This is a genomic window from Lysobacter sp. A286 (assembly GCF_054052105.1).
This window is the reverse complement of record NZ_JBSVRJ010000004.1, coordinates 81,702-106,432: the sequence shown is the minus strand read 5'-3', so window position 1 is coordinate 106,432 and position 24,731 is coordinate 81,702. Positions and strand designations below refer to the sequence as shown.

Here is a 24,731-nt window from a genome sequence, read left to right as displayed (position 1 = left end):
GGCCTAAGCCATGCAAGAGTAGGTCATCGCTGAGCATTTACACCGAAGGCCGGTCCCCACTAGGGGCCGGCCTTCTTCTTTTGGGGATCTAGCGGTCGATGCCCAACGCCGCTTGCGCCAGCAAGGCGATCACGCAAAGAAGCCCCACAGCCCAGACCAGACTGCGCAGCTTGTCCAGGTTGGCTATATAAAATACGCCGTGCAGGACACGTGCGATGACGAAAGCGATCGCGAGCGACGCGATGTTTTCGTGGGACACCGCAGAAAGCTGGGCCAGCACTACAGCGATCGCGAACGGCGGGAAGGCCTCAAATGCATTGAGCTGGGCGGCGTTGGCGCGGATCGATCGTGGGTTGTCTTGCCTGGCCAGCCAGCCCCGCGGATCCCGGTTATCGAATCCATCGCCGCTACCTTTGGCGACCATGGTCCAAACATACGGCAGCACGGCCGCCACCAACACGCACCAATATGCAGTTGTCAGAGTCATCTATGCGCTCCTTTTGGGGAATACTGGAGATTCTTCCAAAGGGCAATAGCTACTCGACCGTTGGCGTCATCATGTTTTCGCGGGCGCTACGGAATGCGTTGCCCTGGTACCACTCAGGCCACTGGTCACTATTGGCCAGCTGCTCACCGACGCCATACAGTGCTTTCAAATCCTGTATCACGCCGTCGAGGTTCCACGAGGGGTCGTATTCATCGGCCGGCTGGTGGTAACGCTGATCACGGTAATCCAGCTCGCTCTTTTGCCCGGCTTCCACGCCGCCGTCGATCAGGTCGGTACCGCCCTTGGCGTACAGCGCAGGAACCCCGGCCTTGGCGAAGTTGAAATGGTCGGAACGGAAGTAGAAGCCGTCCTCTGGAGTGGCCTCGGCATGCAGTACGCGGCCCTGCTTGTCGGTGACGCTGGCAAGTACATCCTCCAGCTCGGAGCTGCCGAAGCCGACAACGGTCATGTCGCGCGAAGGGCCGGAGATCGGCATCGCATCCAGATTGATGACCGCAACCGTCTTGTCCAGCGGAATACTCGGATGAGCGACGTAATACTTGGAGCCGAGCAACCCGGACTCCTCCAATGTCACCGCGAGGAACAACAGCGAGCGATCCGGTGCGGGCTCCTGGGCGGCGAACTTCTCCGCAATGCCCAGGATGCCGGCTACGCCGCTGGCGTTGTCGACCGCACCGTTGTAGATCGTGTCTTTATCTGCGCCGCTGTCGTCGTGGCCTTCGCCGCCGTGGTCACCCAGATGATCCCAATGCGCCATATAAACCACCGCTTCGTCGGGACGGGTCGCACCGGGCAACAGTGCAATCACATTGCGTGAAGATTTTTCGCGGATGGTGCTGTCCAGGTCAAGCGATAGCGAGGCATCCAGCGGGATCGCCTTGAAGCCAGTCTTGTTCGCCGCACGGTACAGATCGTCCAGGCCATGGCCGAGCTCGCCCAGCACTTCGCGGGCGACTTCGCCGGTAATCCAGCCTTGTGCCGGCAAGCGCGGCTCGGGATCGTCTGCGGGAGCAAGATCGAACTGGGCACCGGACCAGGAGTTCTTGACCACGTCCCAGCCATACGAGGCGCCGCGGGTATCGTGAATGATCAATGCGGCCACAGCACCCTGCCGCGCCGCTTCTTCATACTTGTAGGTCCAGCGACCGTAATAGGTCATCCGCTTGCCTTCGAACAAGTCCGGATCATTGGCATGGAAGCCCGGGTCGTTCACGAACATCACCACCGTTTTGCCCTTGACGTCGACTCCGGCGTAATCGTTCCAACCCAGCTCGGGCGCATTCACACCGTAACCGACGAACACCAGCTTGCTGTCCTTGATGTCGACCTCGGTCTGGCCGCTACGGGTCCCGATAACCATGTCGCTGCCGAACTGAAGGTCACGCGACTCACCGTCGATATCCAGATGGATCACGGTTGACTCGTCGGCGGTGGTCTCCACCATCGGTACAGTCTGGAAGTAGCTGTCGCCGTTGCCCGGCTGCAGCCCGAGTCGTTGGAATTCGGTCTCGAGGTAGTTGACGGTCTTCTCGCCACCGGGGCTGCCTGGTGCTCGACCGGCGAATTCATCGGAGGCCAGGATGCGGACCCGTTCGGCAAAATCGGCCGCATTGATGCTGGCGTCGGAAGTGTATGTGCTCGCGTTGCTGGCAGCGGTGGCTGCCGGCTGCGACGGCGAATCTGCCGCATCATTGGACGGATTGCAGGCGGCCAACACGAGGGCCGCGGCTACCAGCGAAGTGGCGGGCAACAAGGGAATGCGGGACATGGGTCATCCAGAAGCGGCAGTATCATCGATACTAGCGCGTGTACCAGAACTGTGCCCCACCCGCCTGCCCCCAGTGGGTATCGACCTCGCCACGCCGTTGCGCGGTATCTATATCCGGGCTAATCCTCGCGCGGTGGTGCACTGGTTCCCGAGTAGCTTGTCGCGGTGGCGCCGGTGACCGGTCCGATGCGGGCGCTGTCGTGGACCAGCAACGTCACTTCACGTTCAAACACCAGCGGACCGTCAACCCGGGCGTTCGGGCCCACCACGATCCTTGGTTTGCGATTGCTGCGGAAGCTGAACCAGCCGACGTTTGGCTTCTGGTAATGGATCCCTCCATGCACGTGCGAGCCCGCGCCGACGGTCAGGTCGCCGCCGACCATATCGATGTCGCCGGAAACATCGGTATCGACCAGGCCCACTGCGCCGTTGACGGTGCCGACGTCCCCCTGCACGCTGCTGCCCCGGCCCAGGAAAATCTCACCGTTGACCGTGTTCACGGATTCGCCGACCTGCACGTTCGTGCCGGTGCGGATATCGCCATTGACCGTCGACAGGCCTCCGACCTGCGCACCATCACCCACATCGATGCTGCCATTGACGGTCCCCGCCTCGCCGGTGCTTGCCTTGGCGCCGATGCTGATCTGCCCGTTGACCGTGTCCAGGTCGCCGGCGCGCTCACCTTGTTGAACCTGCAGCGTGCCGTTGACCTTGCTCATGTCGCCTTGGTCGGCGAATGCCGTGGCCGGGGCGAGCAGGGCGAGTGAGATTGTCATCGACAGCGCGAGGGCGATTGGGTTGCGGGTCATGGCTTGAGTCCCGGTATAAAAGGGGAAATAGAGTGTCGGTTCACTTGCGGCACGAAGCTTGGCACGGCGTTTCGCTACAATCCACCCCATCTGAGTCAGCGAGATAAACGTCATGCCGATCCTCCAAGCGCCAGCCGTCCGGCCCGTCGTGTTGCTGATCCTGGATGGGTGGGGTCATCGTGAGGAGCCCGCCGATAATGCGATTGCGCAAGCAAACCTGCCCAACTGGAAAGCGCTGCTCGCGAGCTGTCCGCATACGTTGATCCATACCGAGGGTCGCCACGTCGGTTTGCCGGACGGGCAGATGGGAAATTCCGAGGTGGGCCACATGAACCTGGGCGCCGGCCGCATCGTGTACCAGAGCCTGACCCGGATCGATGCGGCGATCGAGGACGAAAGCTTCTTCGGCAACCCGCAACTGCGCGCCGCCTGTGCCGCGGCAAAGCGTAACCACTCCACCTTGCACCTGCTCGGGCTGCTGTCGCCGGGTGGCGTGCATAGCCACGAACGGCACATCTTCGCGATGCTTGAACTGGCGCGACGCGAAGGGGTGGGAAAAGTGGCCGTGCATGCGTTCCTGGATGGGCGCGACATGCCGCCGCGTTCGGCCCGACCTAGCCTGGAAGCGTTGCAATCGGCGTGCGAGTCGGCAGGCAACGCTCGTATCGCCAGTGTCACGGGCCGCTACTACGCGATGGATCGGGACCAGCGTTGGGACCGTTTGCACCAGGCATGGGACGCAATGGTCGAAGGGCGGGCTGAACAACGCGCAGGGAATGCAGTGGCCGCGTTGGACGCGGCTTACGGCCGTGGTGAGGACGATGAATTTGTCCGGCCGACCGTGATTGGCGAGTCGCTGCCAATGGTCGATGGCGATGCCGTGGTGTTCATGAATTTCCGTGCCGACCGTGCCCGTCAGCTGGCGGCCGCGTTCGTCTCCCCGGCATTCACCGGCTTCGATACGCGTCGTCCCGCATTGTCGGATTTCGTGTGCCTGACCGAGTACGACGCCAGGTTGCCCGCCGAGGTGGCGTTCCCCCCGGATGACCTGCGCCATACCCTGGGTGAGATCTTGTCCGATAGCGGCTTGCGACAGCTGCGTATCGCCGAGACGGAAAAGTACGCCCACGTGACGTTCTTCTTCAGTGGTGGCCGCGAAGATGCCTACGCCGGCGAGACGCGAATCCTGGTGCCCAGCCCGAAAGTCGCGACGTATGACCTGCAACCAGAGATGAGTTGCCCGCAGGTGACCGAGGGCCTCACCGCCGCGCTGCGCTCCGGCGATATCGATGTCGCGATCTGCAACATCGCCAACCCGGACATGGTCGGACATAGCGGCAATCTGGTCGCGGCGGTGAAAGCCGTCGAAGCGGTGGACGTTGCGATTGGTGAGATCCTGGCCGCGGTACGGCAGGCCGGTGGTGCGATCGTGGTCACCGCCGACCATGGGAACGTGGAGATGATGCGTGATCCGGTGACCGGGCAACCGCACACCGCACATACGGTGGGGCCGGTGCCACTGGTCTACGCCGGCCCACGACCGGCTTCGTTGCGCGACGGCGGCTCGTTGCGCGATGTCGCCCCGACCCTGCTGGACCTGCTGGGATTGCCCAAGCCGGGGGAGATGACGGGCCGCAGCCTGCTGCTGGACGGGCAGTCCGGCTGATGCCAGTCACGCGCGCAAGCGTCTGGGTTGTTTTTGCCGTCGCCTACCTGATGGCTGGGCCGACGTTCGCCCAAAGCAGCAGTGACACCGAGCGCAAGCTGCAGACGATCAAGAAGGAGCTCAAATCGGTCGCGAGCGAGCGCCGCCAGATCGAATCCAAGCGCGGCGCGGCGACCCGTGAGCTGCGCCAGGCCGACGAGCAGGTCTCTGCGTCCAGCCGCCAGTTGCGCCAGACCGAGCGCGACCTGGTTGCGAGCCAGGCCAAGCTGGACGAGGTACAGGCTCAGCGGGATGCCCTGAACGAGAACCTGGACACCCGGCGCGAGGAACTCGCCCGTTTGATACGTGCGGCCTATGCGCAAGGGGATGCGGCACCGTTGAAACTGCTGCTGGCTCAGGACCGGGTGGCTGATGCCAACCGGCTGTTGACCTACCACCGTTACCTGCAGAGCGACCGCGCTGCCCGGATCCAGTCGCTGTCGGGTGAGTTGGCGCAGGTCGATGCACTGGAGCGGGAGATCGTCGCCCGTCGTACCGAGTTGGATACGACCAGGCAACGCCAACGCAGCCAACTGGCACAACTGGAAAAGGACCGCAGCGCGCGCAAGGAACTGGTGGCCGAGCTTGACCAGCGTTTCCAGGACAAGCGCAGTCGCGAGAAAGCACTGGGGCGTGATGCCCAGGGACTGGAGCAGGTACTGAAGAAGCTGCGTGCCGCGGCCGAACGTGCCGAGGCGGCCCGGCGCGCCGCAGTGGCCAAGGCCGAACGCGAAGCGCGCGAAGCGGCGAAGCGCACCGGCCAGCCCGCGCCAAGCACTCCAGCCCCAACCCCCGTCGCCGGAGGCCCCCAGGTGGGCGGCGTTGGCTGGCCTTTGACGGGCAACTTGATCGCTGGCTATGGCGCCAAGTTGCCTGACGGCCGTGAAAGCCAGGGTTTGTTGATTGGTGCCAGCGCGGGCACCGCGGTAAGTGCGGTGGCCGCAGGCACCGTGGTGTACGCCGAATGGATGAGCGGCTTCGGCCTGATCCTGATTATCGACCATGGCAATGGCTACATGAGCCTGTACGCACACAATGACGCCGTACTCCACGATGCCGGCGACACCGTCAGTCGTGGCGATCCGGTCGCGACCGTCGGCACCTCGGGTGGGCACGGCAGGCCGGCGCTGTATTTCGAATTGCGCCGTAACGGGGATCCGGTGAATCCATCTACCTGGCTGAAGCGCTGAGCGAGCCTGCCGACGGCATCGCTTTACCCGAAATTCCGGCGATGGGGCTTATTGTTGCCACCGGAGCCATCGTTCCTGGAGTTCGCCCAATGCATTTGCGTTACCTCCCGAGTGTCCTTGCTGCCGCCCTTGCCGTTGCGTTGGCGCTACCTTCCGCAGCGGTTATCGCGCAGGACCAGACTACCCCCGCCGAACCAACGCCCGCGGCCCAGCCACCTGTGGAGCTGCCACCCGACCCGGTCGACGAGGAAACACCGGCAGCGCCGGCCACTTCGGACGACACGCGTGCCGGCGACGATGCCGCCGCTGAGTCGAAGATTCCGCTGGACGAAATTCGCCGCTATGTCGCGGTGTACAAGGCCGTCAAGGCCGCCTATGTAGAGCCGGTCGATGACCATGACCTGATGCAGTCCGCGATCCAGGGCTTACTGCTCGATCTGGACCCGCACAGCGCCTATCTGAAAGGCGATGCGGCGGACAATTTCGATGAGCAATCACGTGGCAACTACGATGGCATCGGGGTGGAAATATTCCCACAGCCCGATGGCACCTTGCGGGTCATCGCCCCCATCGACGACACGCCGGCGGCGCGGGCGGGGGTCAAGGCCGGGGACCTGATTGTCGCCGTGGATGGCGTGCCGCTCAGGGCCAGCGCGGATGCGGAAGCCAGCTCGTTGCGCGGCAAGCCGGGTACCAAGGTCGAGTTGACGGTGGTGCGCGATGGCGAGGACGAGCCGTTGAAAATCAGCGTTGAGCGCCAGACCATAGTCATCGCCAGCGTCCGCAGCCGGATGCTTGAGCCGGGCTATGGCTACATCCGCGTGAGTGCATTCCAGGCCGATACTGCCGGAGATTTCGAGGGTCAGCTTGAGCAGCTCAACCAGCAGTCAGGCGGCCAACTGAAAGGGCTGGTGCTGGACTTGCGCAGCAATCCGGGTGGCTTGCTGACCGCCGCGGTGCAGATTGCCGACGCGCTGCTGGATGACGGCGAGATCGTCAGCACGCGAGGGCGGATCCCGATCAGCGACGCGGTGTTCAGCGCCACTCCCGGCGACCTCATGCAAGGCGCTCCGGTGGTGATCCTGGTGGATGCCGGCTCGGCCAGCGCATCCGAAGTGCTGGCCGGTGCGCTGGCGGATAATCATCGGGCGCGGGTGGTCGGCAGCCGGACCTTCGGCAAGGGCTCGGTGCAGACGCTGCTGCCGCTGGACAACGGCGATTCGGTCAAGCTCACCACGGCGCGTTACTACACGCCCAGTGGCAAATCGATCCAGGCGCTGGGTATCGTTCCCGATGTCGTCCTGCATGCTGACAAGCAGGACGATGATGCGCGTGCGACCCGCTACACCGAGGCCAGCCTGCCCGGGCACCTGGAGGGCGAGGGCGATCAGCCTGGCGTCCATGCCGGTGAAGTGCTCGATGGCGAGGCCCCGATCTCCGCCGCACTGGTGGAGTTGAAGCGGCTGGCAGCGATGCCGTCCGAGGCGGCGACGGTCAGCGCCCACTGATCTCCCGCACGCTTGCCGGGATCAGAAGCCGCTTCGGCGGCGCAGTCGCCGGGCGATGCCTGCGCGTGCAAGCAGCGCAAACGCCCCGCCGAAGGCGAAACCTGCCAGATGCGCGGACCAGGCCACCGCGCCGAATGCGGGACCAATGAAGGTGAATACCACCTGCAACAACGCCCAGATCCCGATCAACAGCGCGGCGGGCACCTTCACAAACTGCAGGAAAACGCCCAGCGGCACCACCAAGCCGAGCCTGGCACCGGGGAACAAGGCCAGGTAGGCGCCAATCAGCGCCGACACCGCGCCGCTGGCGCCGATGATCAACCGGTCAGGGGTGGCAATCGACAGCACCGCCGCGAGATTGGCGACGGCACCGCCGAGCAGGAACAACAGCATGAATCGCCATGGGCCCATGGCGCGCTCGGCCGGAAGTCCGAAGATCAGCAGGAACACCAGGTTTCCCAGCAGGTGGACCCAGTCGGCATGCAGGAACAACGCGCTGATCAAACGTACCAGACTGCCATCCGGCAGCGATTGCGCCCAGGCGATCGAGGTGGTCAGGCCACCCGACAGTGCTCCCCACTCCGTCAGCAGGCGGTGTTGTTCCGGCGCGGGCAACAATGTCAGCCAGGTAAAGCTGCCCCACAAGGCCGCAAACAGCAACGGGGTGGCCCAGCGCAATGGTGCCTTCTGGCGTGATGGAATCGCAACGAACATGTCAGTGTCCCGATGTGTGCGTTGCAGCGCGATCAGGCTGGTCAGACAAGCGAAACCTCATGTTTAACTGGGGTTGTGGGCGGTCAATGCTCATTTGTTAGCATGGGGTTAATCGGCACGCTATAGTGCAGACGGTGCCGTATGGCGGCGCCCCGGCATCCGTCGGCGACCGGCGAAACCGGCGCTCCAGACGCGCCGAAAAAATAACGTCACTGGAGATTACACGTATGCACCACGTACACCGCATCACACGCCTGTCGGCGCTGGCCTTGGGTATCGCTGGCGTGTTCGCGCTGGGCCAGGCCAACGCGTCGGGCTTCCAGCTCAAGGAAAACAGTGTCAAGGCCATGGGCGCGGCCTACTCGGGCACGGCTTCGAACGAGGGTGACACTTCGGTGGTGGTCAACAACCCGGCATTGATGACGAGCTTTGAAGGCACCACGGTGCAAGCGGATGTCAGCGTCATCGACCTGAGCTACGAGTTCAAGGGCGGTGGTTACGATCTGGCTGGCCAGCCATTGACCGGGGGTAACGGAGGCAACGCCGGTGGCGTGACCCCGATCCCGTCGATGTCGCTGGTCCACAAGTTCGACAATGGCCTGGCGCTGGGCGCGATGGTCAATGCACCGTTCGGCCTGAAGACCGAATATGACGACAACTGGGTAGGCCGCTACTACGCCCACACCTCGGACGTGCAGATCGTCGACCTGACGGTCTCCGCCGCGATCGACCTGATCCCTGATCGCTTGTCGATCGGTGCCGGCCTGATCTATTCCAGCGCGGACGTGACCCTGTCCAAGTCGGTTGATTTCGGCACCATCCTGTATGGCGCCGGCGTGCCGTTGCCGTTCGCACGTCCGCAGGGAGCCGATGGCTTTGCCGACGTGCAAGGTGATGACACCGGTATGGGCTGGGTGCTGGGCTTCAATCTTCGTCCGACCGACAAACTCTCCATCGGGCTTTCACACCGCTCCGAGATCGACTACGAGCTGCGTGGCGACGTGGACTGGACGCTGCCTGCCAACGCCCGCGCCACGTTCGACGCGGTAGGTCGCGCGGCGCTGTTCCAGGACGGTGGTGTAAGCGCCAAGTTGACCACTCCGGGAACCACCACGGTATCGGTAGCCTATGACTTCACCGATCGCGCCAAGGCGATGGTGACCTACGCGGAAACCGGTTGGGAGTCGTTGCACGAAGTCCGTGTCGACTTTGACGGCCCGGATCCGGATTCGGTTGAAGCGTTCGATTGGGACACCACCCGTTTCATGTCGCTTGGCGGCGAGTTCAAGTTGAATCCGGCCTGGACGCTGCGCGCGGGTTATGCGATCGACGAGACCCCAACCACCTATGCGACCCGTACCCCGCGTTTGCCGGACGAAGATCGCAAGTGGTACACCCTGGGTGCGACCTGGCAGATCAGCGATGCGCTTGACATCAACTTCGCCTACGCACGGATCGAGCCCGATACCCCGCAGATTGGCCTGATCACCCCGCCGCAGGCCGGTGGCCAGCGCCTGTTTGGCGAGTTTGACGGCGGTGCCAACCTGTACGGCATCTCGGCCCAGTACCGCTTCTGATCGATCGATATTGAACCAACAAAAAACCCCGCTTCGGCGGGGTTTTTTGTTGCTGCGGAGACGTCAATACAGCGGTTGCAGACGTCGCCCCCGTGCCGGGCCGCGGTGTTTCGCCAGGCTTATTCGCCCAGGGTCAACAGTGACGCATTGCCGCCGGACGCGGTGGTATTGATGGTGATCGTCTTCTCGGTGGTAAAACGCGGCAGGTATTGTGGACCGCCGGCCTTGGGGCCGGTGCCGGACAGGCCATGGCCGCCGAACGGCTGCACCCCGACCACCGCACCGATCTGGTTGCGGTTGACGTAGCAGTTACCGACCTTGATACGGCTGGAAATCCTATCCACCGTGGCATCGATACGCGAGTGAATGCCCAAGGTCAGCCCGTAGCCAGTCGCGTTGATGGCGGCGATGACCGCATCGAGCTGGTCCGCCTTCCAGCGGATCACGTGCAGCACCGGGCCGAAGATCTCCTGCTTCAGCTGGTCCAGCGAATCCAGAGCATAGGCGCGCGGGGCGAAGAAGGTGCCGTGGGCGGTCTCAGGCCCCATGTCGCCGGTTGCGATCGGTGTCGCCTCGCGGTCCATGCGCTCGGCATGGTCTTCCAGCATCTTCAACGCGTCCTTGTCGATTACCGGCCCCACGTCAGTCGACAGCAGGCCGGGATCGCCCACCTTCAACTCGGCCATGGCACCGGCCAGCATGGTAACCACCGTATCGGCGATGTCGTCCTGGACGAACAGCACGCGCGCGGCGGAGCAGCGTTGCCCGGCGGAAGTAAAGGCCGACGACAGTGCGTCCTTGACCAGTTGCTCGGGCAGGGCGGAGGAGTCGGCGATCAACGCGTTCTGGCCGCCGGTCTCGGCGATCAGCACGCCGAGCGCGCCTTCACGTCCCGCCAGGGCGCGGTTGATCGCCGCGGCGGTCTCGTTGGAGCCGGTGAAAGCAACACCCGCCACGCGTGGATCACTGGTCAGCGCGGCGCCGACGGTGATGCCATCGCCGGGAAGGAATTGCAGCACATCTTCGGGCACGCCGGCTTCGTGCATCAGCCGGGTCGCGTAGTAGCCGACCAGGTTGGTCTGCTCGGCCGGCTTGGCCAGCACGCTATTGCCGGTGGCCAGGGCAGCGGCGACCTGGCCGATGTAGATCGCCAGCGGGAAGTTCCACGGGCTGATGCAGACGAACACGCCGCGGCCACCGTGGTGCAGCACGTTGGTCTCCCCGGTGGGGCCGGGCAGCGGCTCCGGGGTGAACATCGTGCGCGCCTGGGCGGCGTAGTAGCGCAGAAAGTCGACCGCCTCGCGGACCTCGCCGACGCCATCGGCAATGGTCTTGCCGGCGTCCTTGGTGCACATCGCGATGAACTGGGCCATGCGCGACTCAAGCAGGTCGGCGGCACGCTCCAGGATCGTGGCGCGATCGGCCGCCGGGGTCGCATCCCATCGGGGGTGCGCAGCGACGGCATTCTGCAGCGCCTGCTCGACCACGGCGGCGTCGGCCGGAAGCCACTGGCCGACGACCTCGCGCAGGTCGGCCGGATTGGTCACCGGCACGCGCTCGCCGGTCAGCGTCGCGCCGGGTACCAACGGTTCTGCGTACCAGTCATTGCGCACCGCGGCGTTGACCTGTTCGGCCAGCGTCCGCAACTGGTCGTCGTTGGCAAGGTTGACACCCATGGAGTTGCTCCTGTTGCAATATTTCATCGAGGCTGCGTGACTCCGGAACAGGTCGACCGGCAGCGGAATGTTGGGGTGCGAAATGGTGTCAAACCCGGCCACCGTATCCAGTGGATCGCGGACGAGTTGGTCGATGGGGACGCTCTCGTCGGTGATGCTGTTGACGAAGCTGGAGTTCGCGCCATTTTCCAGCAAGCGCCGGACCAGGTAGGGCAGCAGGTCTTCGTGGCTGCCGACCGGCGCATACACGCGGCACGGAACATCCAGGCGATCCGCCGGGATCACCTCGGCATACAGGTCATCTCCCATGCCATGGAGCTTCTGGAACTCGAAATCGACCCGGCGCCCGCCCAGGCCCGCCATGGTGTGGACCGCGGCAATGGTCTGCGCGTTGTGGGTGGCGAACATCGGATAGATCGCGTCGGTGGCCTGCAGCATCTGGCGCGCGCAAGCCAGATACGACACGTCGGTGTTTGGCTTGCGGGTGAATACCGGGAATCCGGGGTAGCCATCGACCTGGGCGCGCTTGATCTCGGTGTCCCAGTACGCGCCCTTGACCAGCCGTACCGGGATCCGGCGACCCACCTGGCGGGCGAGATCGACGATGAATTCAATCGCCTCCGGTGCACGCTTCTGATACGCCTGGATCGCCAACCCGCAGCCATCCCATCCGTCAAGGGACGGATCGCGGTAGACGCCGGCGAACACGTCCAGTGACAGCTCCAGTCGATCGGCTTCCTCGGCATCCACCGTCAAGCCGATACCGTGATGCTTGGCAAGCTGGGCCAGTTCCAGTACCCGCGGGGTCAACTCGGCCAGCACCCGGGCACGCTTGGGGTGCTCGTAGCGCGGATGCAGTGCGGAGAGTTTTACCGAGATGCTGGGGGTCGCGAAGATGTCGTCGCTGCGGTAATCGGCGCTGCTGCCGATCGCCTGGATGCCTTGGCGGTAGGCGTCGAGATAGCGCAGTGCATCAACGTCGGTCAACGCGGCCTCGCCGAGCATGTCATAGCTATAGCGATAGCTGCTGTTGACGCCCTTGCGGGCGCGGGCCAGGGCCTCGGCCATGGTCCGGCCCATGACGAACTGGTGGCCCATGATTTCCATCGCCTGGCGCACGGCCAGCCGGATCACCGGCTCGCCAATGCGTCCCACCAGCCGTTTGAAGGCATTGTGAGCGTCGCGCTTGGTGTCATCAGCCAGCTCGACCAGTTTGCCGGTCAGCATCAGGCCCCAGGTCGAGGCGTTGACCAGCATCGAATGGGACTGGCCCATGTGGCGCTTCCAGTCGGCTTCACCCAGCTTGTCGCGGATCAGCTTGTCGGTGGTGAGCTGGTCGGGAATCCGCAACAGTGCCTCGGCGACACACATCAGCAACACCCCTTCCTCGCTGCCCAGGTCGTACTGGCGCATGAAGGCCTCGACCACGCCTTGCTCATGGGCCCGGGCGCGTACCCGCTGCACCAGGTCGGTGGCCAGCGCCTGGGTTGTGGCGCGGGCGGTATCCGGCAAACGGGCCCGCTCAGCCAGCGCATTCACGTGGTCGGTCTCGTCACGCCGCCAACCGGCGGTGATCGCTGCACGCGCACTGCCGGGCATAGCCGGTAATTCGGGACTGATCAAAGTGCGCAACGGCAGCGAAGCGTCCAGGGAGGGGGATCTGTTGGTCATCGGGTCCGCAAGCGGCGGTGGGGGGGAGGGCCCGATAGTCTATGGTTAAACACGCGCGCGCGCTGGATAACTTAAGTCATGGTCGAAGTCACCATGGGCGTGATTCGCTTGCTGCAAATCGTCCTGGCGGATACCCTTTGAAGGCTTTCGGTAACGTAGTCACTGGCGGGATGGGTCCCGGTGGGCCCGTCAATCATTCCGTCGCGGGTCGTTTCGGCATCCCGGTGCCGGATGCAGGCCGGGGCAGCTCGTGGAGCAGGACCTAAGATAATCATGATCAACAAGCGGAATGCGGGGCTCAAATTGATGAAATCCGGTCGTGTCAAACAGTGCGCCATGGGGCTTGTCGCCATGGCTGCGCCGATGTGGGCGTTTGCGCAGAGTGCGGACCCGCACCGCTGGCAGCTCAACATGGGCCGCGGTGTCACCCACCTGTCCAACAACGCGTATGAAGCCCATATGATGGTGCTGTGGATCTGCGCGGGAATCGGCCTGCTGGTGTTCGTCGCCATGGGCGTGGCGATGTTCCGGTTCCGGAAGTCGCGCGGCGCGGTGGCGGACACATCATTCACCCACGATACCAAGCTGGAGACGCTGTGGACGGTGATCCCGGTGATCCTGCTGGTCCTGATGGCGACCCCGGCAACCTTCAAGCTGGTCGACATGTACGACACGCGCGATTCGGAGATGACCGTCAAGGTCACCGGCTACCAGTGGATGTGGGAGTACGAGTACCTTGGCGAGGACGTCAGTTTCACCAGCCGGATGGACCGCGAAAGTGATCGCATCCGCCAAAGTGGCCTGGATCCACGCGATGCCGATACCGTTCATCCGTACTACTTGCTGGATGTCGACAACCCGCTGGTGGTGCCCGTCGATACCAAGATCCGGTTCGTGATTACCGCTGACGACGTGATTCACTCATGGTGGGTGCCGGCATTGGGTTGGAAGCAGGACGCGGTGCCGGGCATCATCAATGAGGCCTGGGCCGACATTTCCACCCCGGGTGTCTACCGCGGCCAATGCGCCGAGTTGTGCGGCAAGGACCACGGCTTCATGCCGATCGTGGTCAAGGCACTGCCCAAAGCCGAGTTCGAGCAGTGGCTTGCCGCCCAGAAGGGCGGCGAGGCGCCGACCGAACCTGCTGCAACCGCTACCGACACCCCGGAAGCACCCCAGGCAACTCCCGAACCCGAAACCGATGCCCCGGCCGCTGTCGCGGTCGCTGGCTGACCGGCCCGCCGGCTTTTACATCACACGAATCCAGAGGTAGGCCATGGCTGCCACGTACCCCGTCACTGATCAGCACGATGACCACGGTCCCCAGCAAGGGTTCGTCCAGCGTTGGCTGCTTTCCACCAACCACAAGGACATCGGGACCCTGTACCTGCTGTTCAGCTTCATCATGTTCCTTATCGGTGCGGCGTTCTCGATCGTCATCCGCAGTGAACTGGCGCAACCCGGGCTGCAGTTCGTCGACCCGCAGTTCTTCAACCAGATGACCGCGTTGCACGGATTGGTGATGATCTTCGGCGGGGTGATGCCGGCGTTCGTCGGCCTGGCCAACTGGATGATCCCGTTGCAGATCGGTGCGCCGGACATGGCGCTGCCGCGCATGAACAACTGGTCGTTCTGGATCCTGCCGTTCGCGTTCGCGATGTTGCTGATGACCCTGTTCCTGCCGGGTGGCGCGATGGGTGGCGGCTGGACGATGTACCCGCCGCTGTCGTTGCAGGGCGGTTCCAACGTGGCTTTCCAGATCTTCGCCATCCACATGATGGGCGTCAGCTCCATCATGGGCGCGATCAACGTCATCGCCACCGTGCTCAACATGCGCGCGCCAGGGATGGACTTGCTGAAGATGCCGATCTTCACCTGGTCCTGGCTGATCACGGCGTTCCTGCTGCTTGCGGTGATGCCGGTGCTGGCCGGTGCGGTCACCATGCTGTTGACCGACAAGTTCTTCGCGACCTCGTTCTTCAACGCTGCCGGTGGCGGTGATCCGGTGATGTACCAGCACATCTTCTGGTTCTTCGGCCACCCCGAGGTCTACATCATGATCATGCCGGCGTTCGGCATCGTCTCGGAGGTCATTCCGACCTTCAGCCGCAAGCCGCTGTTCGGCTACCAGGCCATGGTGTATGCACTGGCGGCGATTGCGTTCCTGTCGTTCATTGTCTGGGCGCACCACATGTTCACCGCCGGCATGCCGTTGGGCGGCGAGCTGTTCTTCATGTACGCCACCATGCTGATCTCGATCCCGACCGGGGTGAAGATCTTCAACTGGGTTACCACCATGTGGCGCGGCTCGATGACCTTCGAGACGCCGATGCTGTTCGCGGTGGCGTTCGTGATCCTGTTCTCCATCGGCGGCTTCTCCGGGCTGATGCTCGCGATCGTGCCAGCCGACTTCCAGTACCACGACACCTACTTCGTGGTTGCCCACTTCCATTACGTGCTGGTGACCGGCTCGGTGGTGGCGCTGATCTCGGCGGTGTACTACTGGTGGCCCAAATGGACGGGCCGGATGTACAACGAGTTTTGGGGCAAGTTCCACTTCTGGTGGACGATGGTGTTCCTCAACCTGCTGTTCTTCCCGCAGCACTTCCTGGGCCTGGCCGGCATGCCGCGCCGCATCCCGGACTACAACGTGGTGTTCGCCGACTGGAACCTGATCAGCTCGATCGGCGCGTTCGGGATGTTCGTGACCCCGTTCATGATGATCTTCATCCTCGGCCACTCGAAGAAGTACGGTGCCAAGGCAACCGCGCGCGTCTGGGAAGGTGCCCGTGGCCTGGAGTGGACCGTGCCCAGCCCCGCGCCGCACCACACCTTCACCGTACCGCCGGTAATCCGTGACGGAGACCTGGCCCACGGTGACGTGACCCACTGAATCGCCCGTATCCGGCGCGATCCCGACCTGGACTGAACATGACTCCGACCCCGCCACCACGTGATGATGTCGCCGCGCGCCGCAAGGCCGCACGGCGTACCGCACTGTGGCTGGCGGTGGCTGCAGCGGTGGTCTACGGCGGTTTCATGCTGATTGCGGCACTCAGGCAATGAACGCCGGACACGAGCCATCGACGCCATCGACGCCGCCGCGCAAGGCGTCGACCGGCCTTGCCAAAATGCTGATCGCGGCTGCGGTGGCGTTCGCCTTCAGCTTCAGTCTGGTGCCGCTGTACCGGATCGCGTGCGAGAAGGTTTTCGGGATCCGGCTGGACAATACTGCCGTCGAGTACACCGCCGACGCCAATGCCGCAGTCGACCGGATGATCACCGTGGAGTTCGACGGCGGGGTGAATTCCAAGTTGCCCTGGAGCTTCAATCCCAACCAGTCGACCATGCAGGTGCGCCCGGGCGTGCAATACGAGACCACTTATTTCGCGCGCAACAATAGTGATCGGGCGATAGTCGGCAGCGCCGTTCCCTCGGTGGCGCCGGCACGCGCTTCGCGCTACTTCAGCAAGACCGAATGCTTCTGCTTCACCGCCCAGACCATGGCCGCCGGCGAAACCCGGGACATGCCGGTACGGTTCATCATCGACCCCAATTTGCCCAAAGACATCAAGACCGTCACCCTGTCGTATACGTTTTTCAAGAACCCTGAGCTCACCGCGCAGTTGGCATCCAGTGCCCACGCGGTTTCGGCCACGCCGGTCTCAGCGCCCTGATTGCTCCATTGAACCCATTGCATAACGGAACCATCTCCATGGCCCAAGTCCAGTCGTCTGACGCCAACGTCTACTTCGTCCCGCACCACAGTCGCTGGCCGATCCTAGGCTCCGTTGCCCTGTTCGTGATGATGACTGGCGCCGGTGGCTGGCTCAACCAGAGTAGCTGGGGGCGCTGGACCTTCATCGTCGGCGTCGCGTTGATGATCGGGGTGCTGTTTGGATGGTTCGGTGACGTCATCCGCGAGTCGGTGCGCGGCAAATACAATCGCCAGGTGGACATGTCATTCCGGATGGGGATGGTCTGGTTCATCTTCTCGGAAGTGATGTTCTTCGCCGCATTCTTTGGTGCGCTGTATTACTCCCGCCAGTTGTCGCTGCAATGGTTGGGCGGTGCCGGCGACGGCGCGATGACCAATGCGTTGCTCTGGGACGGCTTTACCACGGGCTGGCCGAGTAATGGTCCAGGCTTGGTCGGCGGTGCTTACCAGACGGTCCCGGCGTGGGGCTTGCCGCTGGTCAATACATTGATCCTGCTGAGCTCGGGGGTGACCCTCACCGCGGCGCATCACGCGCTCAAGGCCGGCAAGCGCAAGGCGTTGCTGGTCGGCCTGGGCCTGACGGTGCTGCTGGGCTGTCTGTTCCTGTTCTTCCAGGCCGAGGAATACGCTCACGCCTATGCCGAGCTGAATCTGACGATGGGTTCAGGCATATACGGCTCCACGTTCTACCTGCTGACCGGTTTCCACGGCGCGCACGTGACGTTGGGCACGATCATGCTGCTGATCATCTGGTTCCGCTGCCTCAAGGGACACTTCAGCGCGGACGACCATTTTGGTTTCGAGGCGGTGGCGTGGTACTGGCACTTCGTCGACGTGGTCTGGCTGATGCTGTTCCTGTTCGTCTACGTCCTGTAACCACGATCCACACGATCCTTCCGGGACGTCGCGGCAGGTCGGCCACCAGCCCGCTCCTACACACAACAAGCGGGTGATGCCAGCTTCCAGCGGTGGGGGTAAAGCGGCCTGCCCACCACCGGCGATCGGTTGGGCGAGCCCCTCAGCCCCCAACGGAGTGGAACTGGATCCACCCCATCTTTGCGGCGACCGCCACAAACAAGATCATCGCAATGGACAGTGCGACCCGTCGGGTCAATGCGTTGACGGTTCGCTTGCTCTCGCCCTTGTCGACCAGCATGTAGTAAAGCGCGGCACCGAGGTTCCAGACAATCAAAACCAGGAAGCCGATGATCACCAGGGTCTTCATCAATTTGCTCCGGCGTGTTTGCGACCAGCCCGGCGCGGGAGTCGACGTGGGTGGATTATCGCAAGTTGTGATGGATAAGACGTGAGCCGACGCCACACATTGGTCGTTGGTTGGCTGTCGGCGATGGCCGTCATTGTACTGTTCGTCAACCTGGGCAACTGGCAGCTGCATCGAGCGGTCCAGAAGCAGGGAATGCTGGATGCCGCCGCGCAGGTGCTGGCCACGCGTGAACGTCATCCACTTGGCCTGGCAACCGACGAGAGCCGTCTGGAAACTTACGATTGGGCCGCGGGCCGCGGTGAGTTCGCGTCGCGCCCGCCATTGCTGCTCGACAACCAGCAGCGCGAGGGCCACGTCGGCGTAAACGCATATCGGGTGTTCCTGCCCGAACAAGGCGCCCCCCTGCTGGTCGACCTGGGCTGGTTGCCGTTGCCGGCCGACCGCACGTTGCCGGCCATTGCCCGGCCAGAAGGCACGATCAGCCTGCAAGGGTTGCTGGTGCCGCCGCCAGCCACCGGGATCCCGATGGGCCCCGGACTGGTGCGTGACGGCGGCAGTTGGCTGCTGACCCGGGTGGATATCGCGGCTATCGGGTCGGCGATCGACCTGCCTCTCGCGCCGCGGGTATTGCGCCTGGATCCGGCCTCGCCGCTGGGGTATGAGCGCGACTTGGCGCTGCTTGCCAACACGCTCACGCCCGACAAACATCGCGCCTACGCACTGCAGTGGTTCGCATTGGCGCTGGCGGTGCTGGCCACTGCCCTCATCGTTACTTTCCGCAAACCGCGCAAGCACAACCCCAAGGCCGATACGCCATGACCAGCCCACAACCGCCCGCCAAACCACAGGATATCGACATCAAGTCGCGCAACCGCAACCGCATCATGCTGGTCGCGATATTTGTCCTGTTCTTCGGCAGCGCGGCGGTTGCCGGCTTCCTGCGGTTCTCCGGTTGGCAACCCGAAGGCAGCAAGAACCACGGTGAAGTGCTGCAGCCGCCGACGGACCTGCGCGAAGTCATTCCGCAGTTGGTGGACGGCGGCACGTATGAGTGGAATCCGGATGCCCGCACTTGGCGCATTGCCCTGGCGCCGCCAACGGACTGTGGCGCGGAGTGTGCCGAGCTTGCACGCGACCTGGACAAGGTGTGGCGGCTGTTTGGCAAGGACGCGGACCGCCTCCACATCCTGTGGATCTGTGACTCCCCGGGTTGCATGCCGCCCGCCGCGGTGGCGTTGCCTCGCACGCTGCGGCAGCTGCAGCCGGATCCGCGGTTGCGCGCGGGGTTGCCGGGCGTGGATGATCCCGCCGGCGTGCCAGTGTATGTGATCGATCCCAATGGATTCGTGATCATGCGCTTCGAGCCCGGTTTCGATGCCGGCGGCTTGCGCTCCGACCTGGCCACGCTGTTCAAACTGATCTGAATACGGTCGTTACCGTTCCGGGCCCGGAACCGGTATCGACCAAGGGAACCCAATGACCGCATCACACAACCCCGCCAGCCACTCGACTCATCTGCGGCCAGCACGGCACTTCCATCGCCTCGCCTGGCTGGCGGTGGCATTGGCGCTGGGGGTGATCGTGTTCGGGGCATTTGTGCGCTTGTCCGATGCCGGTCTGAGCTGCCCGGACTGGCCGACCTGTTATGGCCATGCCGCATGGCCAACGCAGGACGGACAGGGTGCCGACCACGCCGCCGCCGAGATCCGGCCGGTCAATGTCGACAAGGCGTGGCGCGAGCAGTTGCACCGGATGGTGGCCGGCGCATTGGGCGTATTGACCCTGGGCCTTGCCTTGCTGGCCGCCCGCCGACGCAAGTTCGGCATCACCCGGGTCGTCGCCGCGTCGGTGATGGTGGCGGTCGCAATCCCGCTGTACATGCGTGATCAACACGTTGCCGCGACGGTGTTGGCGATCGTCGCAGAGACCGTGCTGCTGTTCTCGGCGCTGCGCTGGAGCAACCTGGACCTGGCCCGGGCCGCGACCCTCACCCTGGCGGTGATCATATTCCAGGCGCTATTAGGCATGTGGACGGTGACCTGGCTGCTCAAGCCGATCGTGGTCATGGGGCATTTGTTGGGCGGCTTGCTGACGTTTTCGCTGTTGTTGTGGATGGCGTGGCGTGCGACCAACGTGCCGATCCGGCTGGCCGAGGCGCCCCGGCTACGGACGTTGATGATTGCCGGGTTGGTGTTGCTGGGCACGCAGATCGCGTTGGGCGGCTGGACCAGTGCCAATTACGCGGCGCTCGCCTGCGGCACCGATTTTCCGACCTGCGTGGGCCAGTGGTGGCCACCGACTGATTTCCGCGAAGGGTTCGTGTTGTGGCGTGGGATCGGCATGGACTACGAAGGTGGCGTGCTGGACGGCGCATCGCGCATCGCGATCCAGATGGCGCACCGGATGATGGCGCTGGTGGTGGCCATTTACCTGTTGTGGGTGTCGTGGGTGCTGTTGCGCAAGCCAGGCATGCGCGGTTGGGGAAGCCTGCTGGGACTATTGCTGTTGGCCCAGGTCAGCCTTGGCATCGCCAATGTCAAACTGGCCCTGCCGTTGTGGACCGCGGTGTCGCACAACGCCGGCGCCGTGCTGCTGCTGTTCGTGCTGGTATCGCTGTTGGCGCGGCTGCGCGCACCGGAGCCGTGAGATGAGCCACACCTTCCGTCAGATCTGCCGCGAGTACTGGGACCTGACCAAGCCACGCGTGGTGGCGTTGATCATCTTCACCGCGGCGATCGGCATGTTCCTGGCGGTGCCCGGGCTGCCGCCACTGCAGGAGTCCGTGCTCGGCTTCCTGGGCATCTGGCTGGCGGCGGCTTCCGCAGCGACCATCAACCAGCTGCTGGATGCCCGCATTGACGCCAAGATGGTCCGCACCTCGTGGCGGCCGATCGTGGTTGGGCAGGTGACCCCGCGCCAGGCGCTGCTGTTTGCGCTGGCACTGGCGGGTTTGTCGATGCTGATCCTGCTGGTGTGGGTCAACGTGCTGACGGCGGCGCTGACGTTTGCCTCGATGATCGGCTATGCGGTGATCTATACCGTGTACCTCAAGCACGCGACCCCGCAGAACATTGTGATCGGTGGCCTCGCAGGCGCGGCGCCGCCCGCGCTTGGATGGACGGCGGTCACCGGCCAGCTCGATCCGCACGCATTGCTGCTGGTGCTGATCATCTTCATCTGGACGCCGCCCCATTTCTGGGCGTTGGCGATCTTCCGCCGCGATGACTATCGCAAGGCCATGGTGCCGATGCTGCCGGTCACCCACGGCGTGCAGTACACCCGCTGGCAGATCCTGTTCTATACCGTGCTGCTGGTGCTGGTGACGGTGTTGCCGTGGGCCACCGGCATGAGTGGGCTGTTCTACCTGGGCGGCGCGCTGGTGCTCGGTGCGGCGTTCCTCTATTACGCCTGGCGGTTGATGGACCCGCCCGATGAGACCTACGCCATGAAGGTCTTCGGCTTCTCGATCGTGTACCTGATGGCGTTGTTTGGGTTCCTGCTGGTCGACCACTGGCTGCTGGCACTCATGCAGCCCGCCGCACTGATGGAGTTCAAGGCGCTCGGCTGATCACTCGATCACGATGCGTGCCGAAGACGGCGATTGCGTCGCCAGCAATGCCGACAACGATGGATCGGCCGGATAGCCGTCGCCGTTGAACTGGAGCGCGACCGTGCCGACGCGGTCGGGATCGGTACCGACGCCGACGAACAGATCATGCCAGCCCCGATGGCGACGCGAACTGATCGCGATCGGCGGCCGGGTATTCGTGGTCCGGGTGACCAGACGGAAATTTCCCTCGGGCGCCGCATGAAAGATCAGCAACGAGCAGCCTTGGCCGCTGCACCAGCGACTACCCTCCAGCAACATCATCAGGTCATCGGCGCCGTCGCCGTCAAGATCGACAAGTGCCTCACGGTAAGCCGGAACCTGCTCCACTTGCCGGTCCGCCAGGAAGCCTGCCAACGCGTCTTCGGCCGGGTTTATGGCTGCGGTGGTCAGCGCCGGTACGGGCAGTGCGACGGTTTTCGTCGCCGACGCCACCGCATCGGCGTGTCCGGTGTCGTTTTGGCGCTGCGCGTTGGGCAAGTCGAATGCCGGCAGATTACCGCTGCAGCCACTGATCGCGGCAACCGCAAGGGCGCAAGCTACCAGTCGCACAGCCCGACCTGGCCGGGGGTCACGCGCAGGCATGTGATCTCTCCGGTACGTCATCGCCGTCCAGACTAGACGTGCGTGCGTCGTCGTCGAGTCAACGAGCCTGCGGCAGCGTCACCAGACCAGGTCGTCGGGCACCGGGAAGCGCTGGTAGTACTCGTCGTCCGCGTCATCGCCGCCGGTCTGGGCGATGTCCTTGCGGCCATGGTCGAGCACGATCATCGACGGATCGCGCGAATGGACCTTGTCGGCGGCCGCGCGGGGAAGCAATTCATAGCTCTGGCCGTGGCGGACAACGACCAGCGCACCCTTGGCGAGCTGGGCGCGCAGGGTCTCGTTGACCAGCACGTTCCTGATCGCGCCGTCGTCGTTGAAGCGGTAGGCAATCTCGCCTTCGCGCGCGACCTTGTGGCTATCGACGATCTGTCGGACCTGCGCCCGCAGCTCGGCACTGTGGGCCTGTGCATTGCGTTCGGCCGCCAGCGCGCGATCACGCTCGGCGCGCTGTTCCTGCAGCTGGCGGGTGTCTACCGGCGGGGCATCCGGTGTCGCAGTGCTGCGGCCATGGCGCTGCCGCGTCTGTTCGCGAACTGCCTTGGCCACCTTGTCCTTCTTGACCAGGCCAGCCTTCAGCAGCTGCTCCTGCAAGGGGGTGCGCATAATAAAAAGACCGTGGTTCCGTGAAGGGGGGTAATGATTGTAGCGTTATCGTGGAACAAGCCCCGCTGGCATCCCGGGCTAGCTGAGGCGGGCCAGCAGCAATCCGCGCAGTTCGTCCTTGTCGTCATCGCTCAAGCCGCTTTCGTGCCGTTGGGCTTGCAACTCGTCGACGCGTTGCTGCAGGGTCTGGCGGTTGAGCTGGGCGATGGTGTCGAGCAGTTCCTTGCGCAGCGTGCTCTCGTCGCCCGGCAGCGAGACGGCCGCCAGCTTCTGCAATGACTCATGCTCCTGGCGGCCGGCGAAGTGCTCGACCAGCGCGCCGGTACCAATGTCGGGACGCTCATAGACCAGGCCCAGCAGATCGACCAACAGGTCGATGCCGGGTTGCTGTAACGCCGCAAAGCGAAAGGGCGGTTCCAGCTCCAGCGCCAGTGCGGGCTGTTGCAGCAGCAGCAGGATGGCACTGCGCACCAGGCTGCGGCGCGGGGTGGCGCGCCCATGGCCGGCGCGGGCGCGCTGTACCGGCACATGGGTCGTGGTGGTGCTGGTGCGAGCGCCGACGCCGGTCAGCTCGGTCAGCCGTTGCTGCATCAGGTCGGCGAACGCGCCATCGGGGATCTGCGCGAGCAGGGGTTTGGCACGCTCGGCCAGCCGGCCCTTGCCTTCCAGGGTGCCCAGGTTGACGTCGCTGGACAACGAGTCGAACAGATACTGCGACAGCGGCGTGGCGGCCTGGCAACGCTGGTCGAAGCCATTGGCACCCTCGCGGCGAACGATGCTGTCGGGATCCTCGCCATCGGGCAGGAACAGGAAGAATCCCTGGCGCCCGTCCTTCATGCGCGGCAATATCGATTCGACTGCGCGCCAGGCCGCTGCCCGGCCGGCGCGATCGCCGTCGAAACAGAAATACACGTCCGCCGCGTTGCGGAACAACAGCTCGGCGTGGTCGGGCGTGGTCGCGGTGCCCAGGGTGGCCACCGCGGTGTCGACGCCGTGCTGGAACAAGGCGACCACGTCCATGTAGCCTTCGACCACGATCAGCCGGGGGATCTTGTTGTGGGCCTGCCGTACCTGCCACAGGCCATACAGCTCGCGGCCCTTGTGGAACAGCTCGGTCTCTGGCGAGTTCAGGTATTTGGGGTTGGCGTCGGCATCCAGCACACGCCCACCGAAGCCGATGGCGCGGCCGCGACGGTCGTGGATCGGGAACATCACCCGGTCACGGAACTTGTCGTAGATGCGGCCGCTGTCGCTTTTGGAGAACAGGCCGCCGCGCTCGAGCAGGCTGGTCTGGCGCTGATCGGTCCCCAACGCGTCGCGCAGGGCATTGAAGCCATCCGGCGCGTAACCGATGTGGAAGCGCGCGCGGGTCTCGGCATCCACGCTGCGCCCGTCCAGGTAAGTCCGCGCCTTCGCGCTGTCGGCCAGTTGCTGCTGGAAGAAGGTTGCCGCCGCCGCCATTGCGTCAAACAGGGCCTGGCCATCGGGATTGGCGTTGCGTTGCCGGGTATCACGCGGCACTTCCATGCCGGCGTGCTTGGCCAGCTCGTCGACCGCATCGAGGAATTCGAGCCGGTCGTAGTTCATCAGGAAGCTGATCGCGGTGCCATGGGCGCCGCAGCCGAAGCAGTGGTAGAACTGCTTGGTTGGCGAGACGGTGAAGCTGGGCGAGCGCTCGTCGTGGAACGGGCAGCGCGCCGAGTATTCCTTGCCTTGGCGCTTCAATGGCACCCGCGCGCCAACCAGCTCGACAATGTCGGAGCGGGCGAGCAGGTCATCGATGAATGCGTCGGGGATGCGGGCCATGCAGCGTTGTCCTGGCGGACATCCATGATCGAAAGTGAGT

At 64.1% G+C, this 24,731-nt stretch carries 22 protein-coding genes; 13 read left to right on the top strand and 9 right to left on the bottom strand.

Annotated features, from left to right (window positions below; all coding sequences use genetic code 11):
• Window positions 1-88 precede the first annotated feature (88 nt).
• The 3 genes from ACW7G0_RS13310 to ACW7G0_RS13300 all read right to left on the bottom strand — a co-directional run bounded on the left by ACW7G0_RS13310 (window position 89) and on the right by ACW7G0_RS13300 (window position 3,052).
• Window positions 89-487, bottom strand: a complete 399-nt coding sequence (locus ACW7G0_RS13310; protein ID WP_456990329.1) for an MAPEG family protein — start codon at window positions 485-487, stop codon at window positions 89-91.
• A gap of 49 nt (window positions 488-536) precedes the next feature.
• The gene (locus tag ACW7G0_RS13305; protein WP_456990327.1) at window positions 537-2,276 is read right to left on the bottom strand and encodes a M28 family metallopeptidase; all 1,740 of its coding nucleotides are present in this window, start codon (window positions 2,274-2,276) and stop codon (window positions 537-539) included.
• Window positions 2,277-2,395: 119 nt separating this feature from the next.
• Window positions 2,396-3,052 (bottom strand): hypothetical protein, encoded by a 657-nt coding sequence (locus ACW7G0_RS13300; protein ID WP_456990341.1) that lies wholly within the window; start codon window positions 3,050-3,052, stop codon window positions 2,396-2,398.
• Between the two features lie 145 nt (window positions 3,053-3,197).
• Here ACW7G0_RS13300 and gpmI point away from each other — a divergent pair, with 145 nt between their 5' ends.
• The 3 genes from gpmI (at window position 3,198) to ACW7G0_RS13285 (ending at window position 7,488) form a co-directional block, all read left to right on the top strand.
• Window positions 3,198-4,751, top strand: a complete 1,554-nt coding sequence (gene gpmI / locus ACW7G0_RS13295; protein ID WP_456990325.1) for a 2,3-bisphosphoglycerate-independent phosphoglycerate mutase — start codon at window positions 3,198-3,200, stop codon at window positions 4,749-4,751.
• Window positions 4,751-5,980, top strand: a complete 1,230-nt coding sequence (locus tag ACW7G0_RS13290) for a murein hydrolase activator EnvC family protein (RefSeq protein ID WP_456990323.1) — start codon at window positions 4,751-4,753, stop codon at window positions 5,978-5,980. The genes gpmI and ACW7G0_RS13290 overlap by 1 nt, the downstream gene beginning before the upstream one ends.
• A gap of 89 nt (window positions 5,981-6,069) precedes the next feature.
• The gene (locus ACW7G0_RS13285) at window positions 6,070-7,488 is read left to right on the top strand and encodes a S41 family peptidase (protein WP_456990321.1); all 1,419 of its coding nucleotides are present in this window, start codon (window positions 6,070-6,072) and stop codon (window positions 7,486-7,488) included.
• 21 nt (window positions 7,489-7,509) lie between these two features.
• On the opposite strand, the gene ACW7G0_RS13280 is transcribed toward ACW7G0_RS13285, so the two are convergent.
• Window positions 7,510-8,202: a rhomboid family intramembrane serine protease gene (locus ACW7G0_RS13280; RefSeq protein ID WP_456963074.1), complete on the bottom strand. Its 693-nt coding sequence runs from the start codon at window positions 8,200-8,202 to the stop codon at window positions 7,510-7,512.
• 227 nt (window positions 8,203-8,429) lie between these two features.
• On the opposite strand from ACW7G0_RS13280, the gene ACW7G0_RS13275 reads away from it, so the two are divergent.
• On the top strand, window positions 8,430-9,779 hold the full coding sequence (locus tag ACW7G0_RS13275; protein ID WP_456990319.1) for an OmpP1/FadL family transporter: 1,350 nt from the start codon (window positions 8,430-8,432) through the stop codon (window positions 9,777-9,779).
• 119 nt (window positions 9,780-9,898) lie between these two features.
• Here the strand turns inward: ACW7G0_RS13275 and putA are convergent, their stop codons facing one another.
• On the bottom strand, window positions 9,899-13,126 hold the full coding sequence (gene putA / locus ACW7G0_RS13270) for a bifunctional proline dehydrogenase/L-glutamate gamma-semialdehyde dehydrogenase PutA (protein WP_456990317.1): 3,228 nt from the start codon (window positions 13,124-13,126) through the stop codon (window positions 9,899-9,901).
• Window positions 13,127-13,462: 336 nt separating this feature from the next.
• On the opposite strand from putA, the gene coxB reads away from it, so the two are divergent.
• From coxB to ACW7G0_RS13245, 5 genes are read left to right on the top strand one after another with little or no spacing between them, the layout of a single operon-like run.
• Complete coding sequence (gene coxB, locus ACW7G0_RS13265) at window positions 13,463-14,359, top strand: cytochrome c oxidase subunit II (RefSeq protein ID WP_456990315.1); 897 nt, start codon at window positions 13,463-13,465, stop codon at window positions 14,357-14,359.
• A gap of 43 nt (window positions 14,360-14,402) precedes the next feature.
• Window positions 14,403-16,019 carry a cytochrome c oxidase subunit I gene (gene ctaD, locus ACW7G0_RS13260; RefSeq protein ID WP_456990313.1) on the top strand — a complete coding sequence of 539 codons (1,617 nt, stop codon included), beginning with the start codon at window positions 14,403-14,405 and terminating at the stop codon, window positions 16,017-16,019.
• A gap of 38 nt (window positions 16,020-16,057) precedes the next feature.
• Window positions 16,058-16,192: a hypothetical protein gene (locus ACW7G0_RS13255; RefSeq protein WP_456980404.1), complete on the top strand. Its 135-nt coding sequence runs from the start codon at window positions 16,058-16,060 to the stop codon at window positions 16,190-16,192.
• The gene (locus ACW7G0_RS13250; RefSeq protein WP_456990310.1) at window positions 16,189-16,803 is read left to right on the top strand and encodes a cytochrome c oxidase assembly protein; all 615 of its coding nucleotides are present in this window, start codon (window positions 16,189-16,191) and stop codon (window positions 16,801-16,803) included. The genes ACW7G0_RS13255 and ACW7G0_RS13250 overlap by 4 nt, the downstream gene beginning before the upstream one ends.
• 38 nt (window positions 16,804-16,841) lie before the next feature.
• Entirely contained in the window at window positions 16,842-17,720 is an 879-nt protein-coding gene (locus ACW7G0_RS13245; protein WP_456990308.1) for a cytochrome c oxidase subunit 3, read from the top strand.
• 142 nt (window positions 17,721-17,862) lie between these two features.
• Here the strand turns inward: ACW7G0_RS13245 and ACW7G0_RS13240 are convergent, their stop codons facing one another.
• Complete coding sequence (locus ACW7G0_RS13240) at window positions 17,863-18,069, bottom strand: twin transmembrane helix small protein (protein ID WP_456963082.1); 207 nt, start codon at window positions 18,067-18,069, stop codon at window positions 17,863-17,865.
• A gap of 81 nt (window positions 18,070-18,150) precedes the next feature.
• Here ACW7G0_RS13240 and ACW7G0_RS13235 point away from each other — a divergent pair, with 81 nt between their 5' ends.
• The 4 genes from ACW7G0_RS13235 to cyoE are packed head-to-tail and all read left to right on the top strand — an operon-like array spanning window position 18,151 to window position 21,637.
• Window positions 18,151-18,888: an SURF1 family protein gene (locus ACW7G0_RS13235; protein WP_456990306.1), complete on the top strand. Its 738-nt coding sequence runs from the start codon at window positions 18,151-18,153 to the stop codon at window positions 18,886-18,888.
• Window positions 18,885-19,493 carry a hypothetical protein gene (locus ACW7G0_RS13230; RefSeq protein ID WP_456990304.1) on the top strand — a complete coding sequence of 203 codons (609 nt, stop codon included), beginning with the start codon at window positions 18,885-18,887 and terminating at the stop codon, window positions 19,491-19,493. The genes ACW7G0_RS13235 and ACW7G0_RS13230 overlap by 4 nt, the downstream gene beginning before the upstream one ends.
• A 52-nt stretch (window positions 19,494-19,545) precedes the next feature.
• Window positions 19,546-20,715, top strand: coding sequence for a COX15/CtaA family protein (locus ACW7G0_RS13225; RefSeq protein ID WP_456990302.1), 1,170 nt, complete (start codon window positions 19,546-19,548; stop codon window positions 20,713-20,715).
• 1 nt (window position 20,716) lies between these two features.
• The gene (cyoE, locus tag ACW7G0_RS13220) at window positions 20,717-21,637 is read left to right on the top strand and encodes a heme o synthase (protein WP_456990301.1); all 921 of its coding nucleotides are present in this window, start codon (window positions 20,717-20,719) and stop codon (window positions 21,635-21,637) included.
• On the opposite strand, the gene ACW7G0_RS13215 is transcribed toward cyoE, so the two are convergent.
• The 3 genes from ACW7G0_RS13215 to dnaG form a co-directional block, all read right to left on the bottom strand.
• Window positions 21,638-22,261, bottom strand: coding sequence for a hypothetical protein (locus tag ACW7G0_RS13215; RefSeq protein ID WP_456990299.1), 624 nt, complete (start codon window positions 22,259-22,261; stop codon window positions 21,638-21,640).
• Window positions 22,262-22,339: 78 nt separating this feature from the next.
• The gene (locus ACW7G0_RS13210; RefSeq protein WP_456990297.1) at window positions 22,340-22,885 is read right to left on the bottom strand and encodes a DUF2058 domain-containing protein; all 546 of its coding nucleotides are present in this window, start codon (window positions 22,883-22,885) and stop codon (window positions 22,340-22,342) included.
• 78 nt (window positions 22,886-22,963) lie between these two features.
• Complete coding sequence (gene dnaG, locus ACW7G0_RS13205) at window positions 22,964-24,691, bottom strand: DNA primase (RefSeq protein ID WP_456990295.1); 1,728 nt, start codon at window positions 24,689-24,691, stop codon at window positions 22,964-22,966.
• Window positions 24,692-24,731 lie beyond the last annotated feature (40 nt).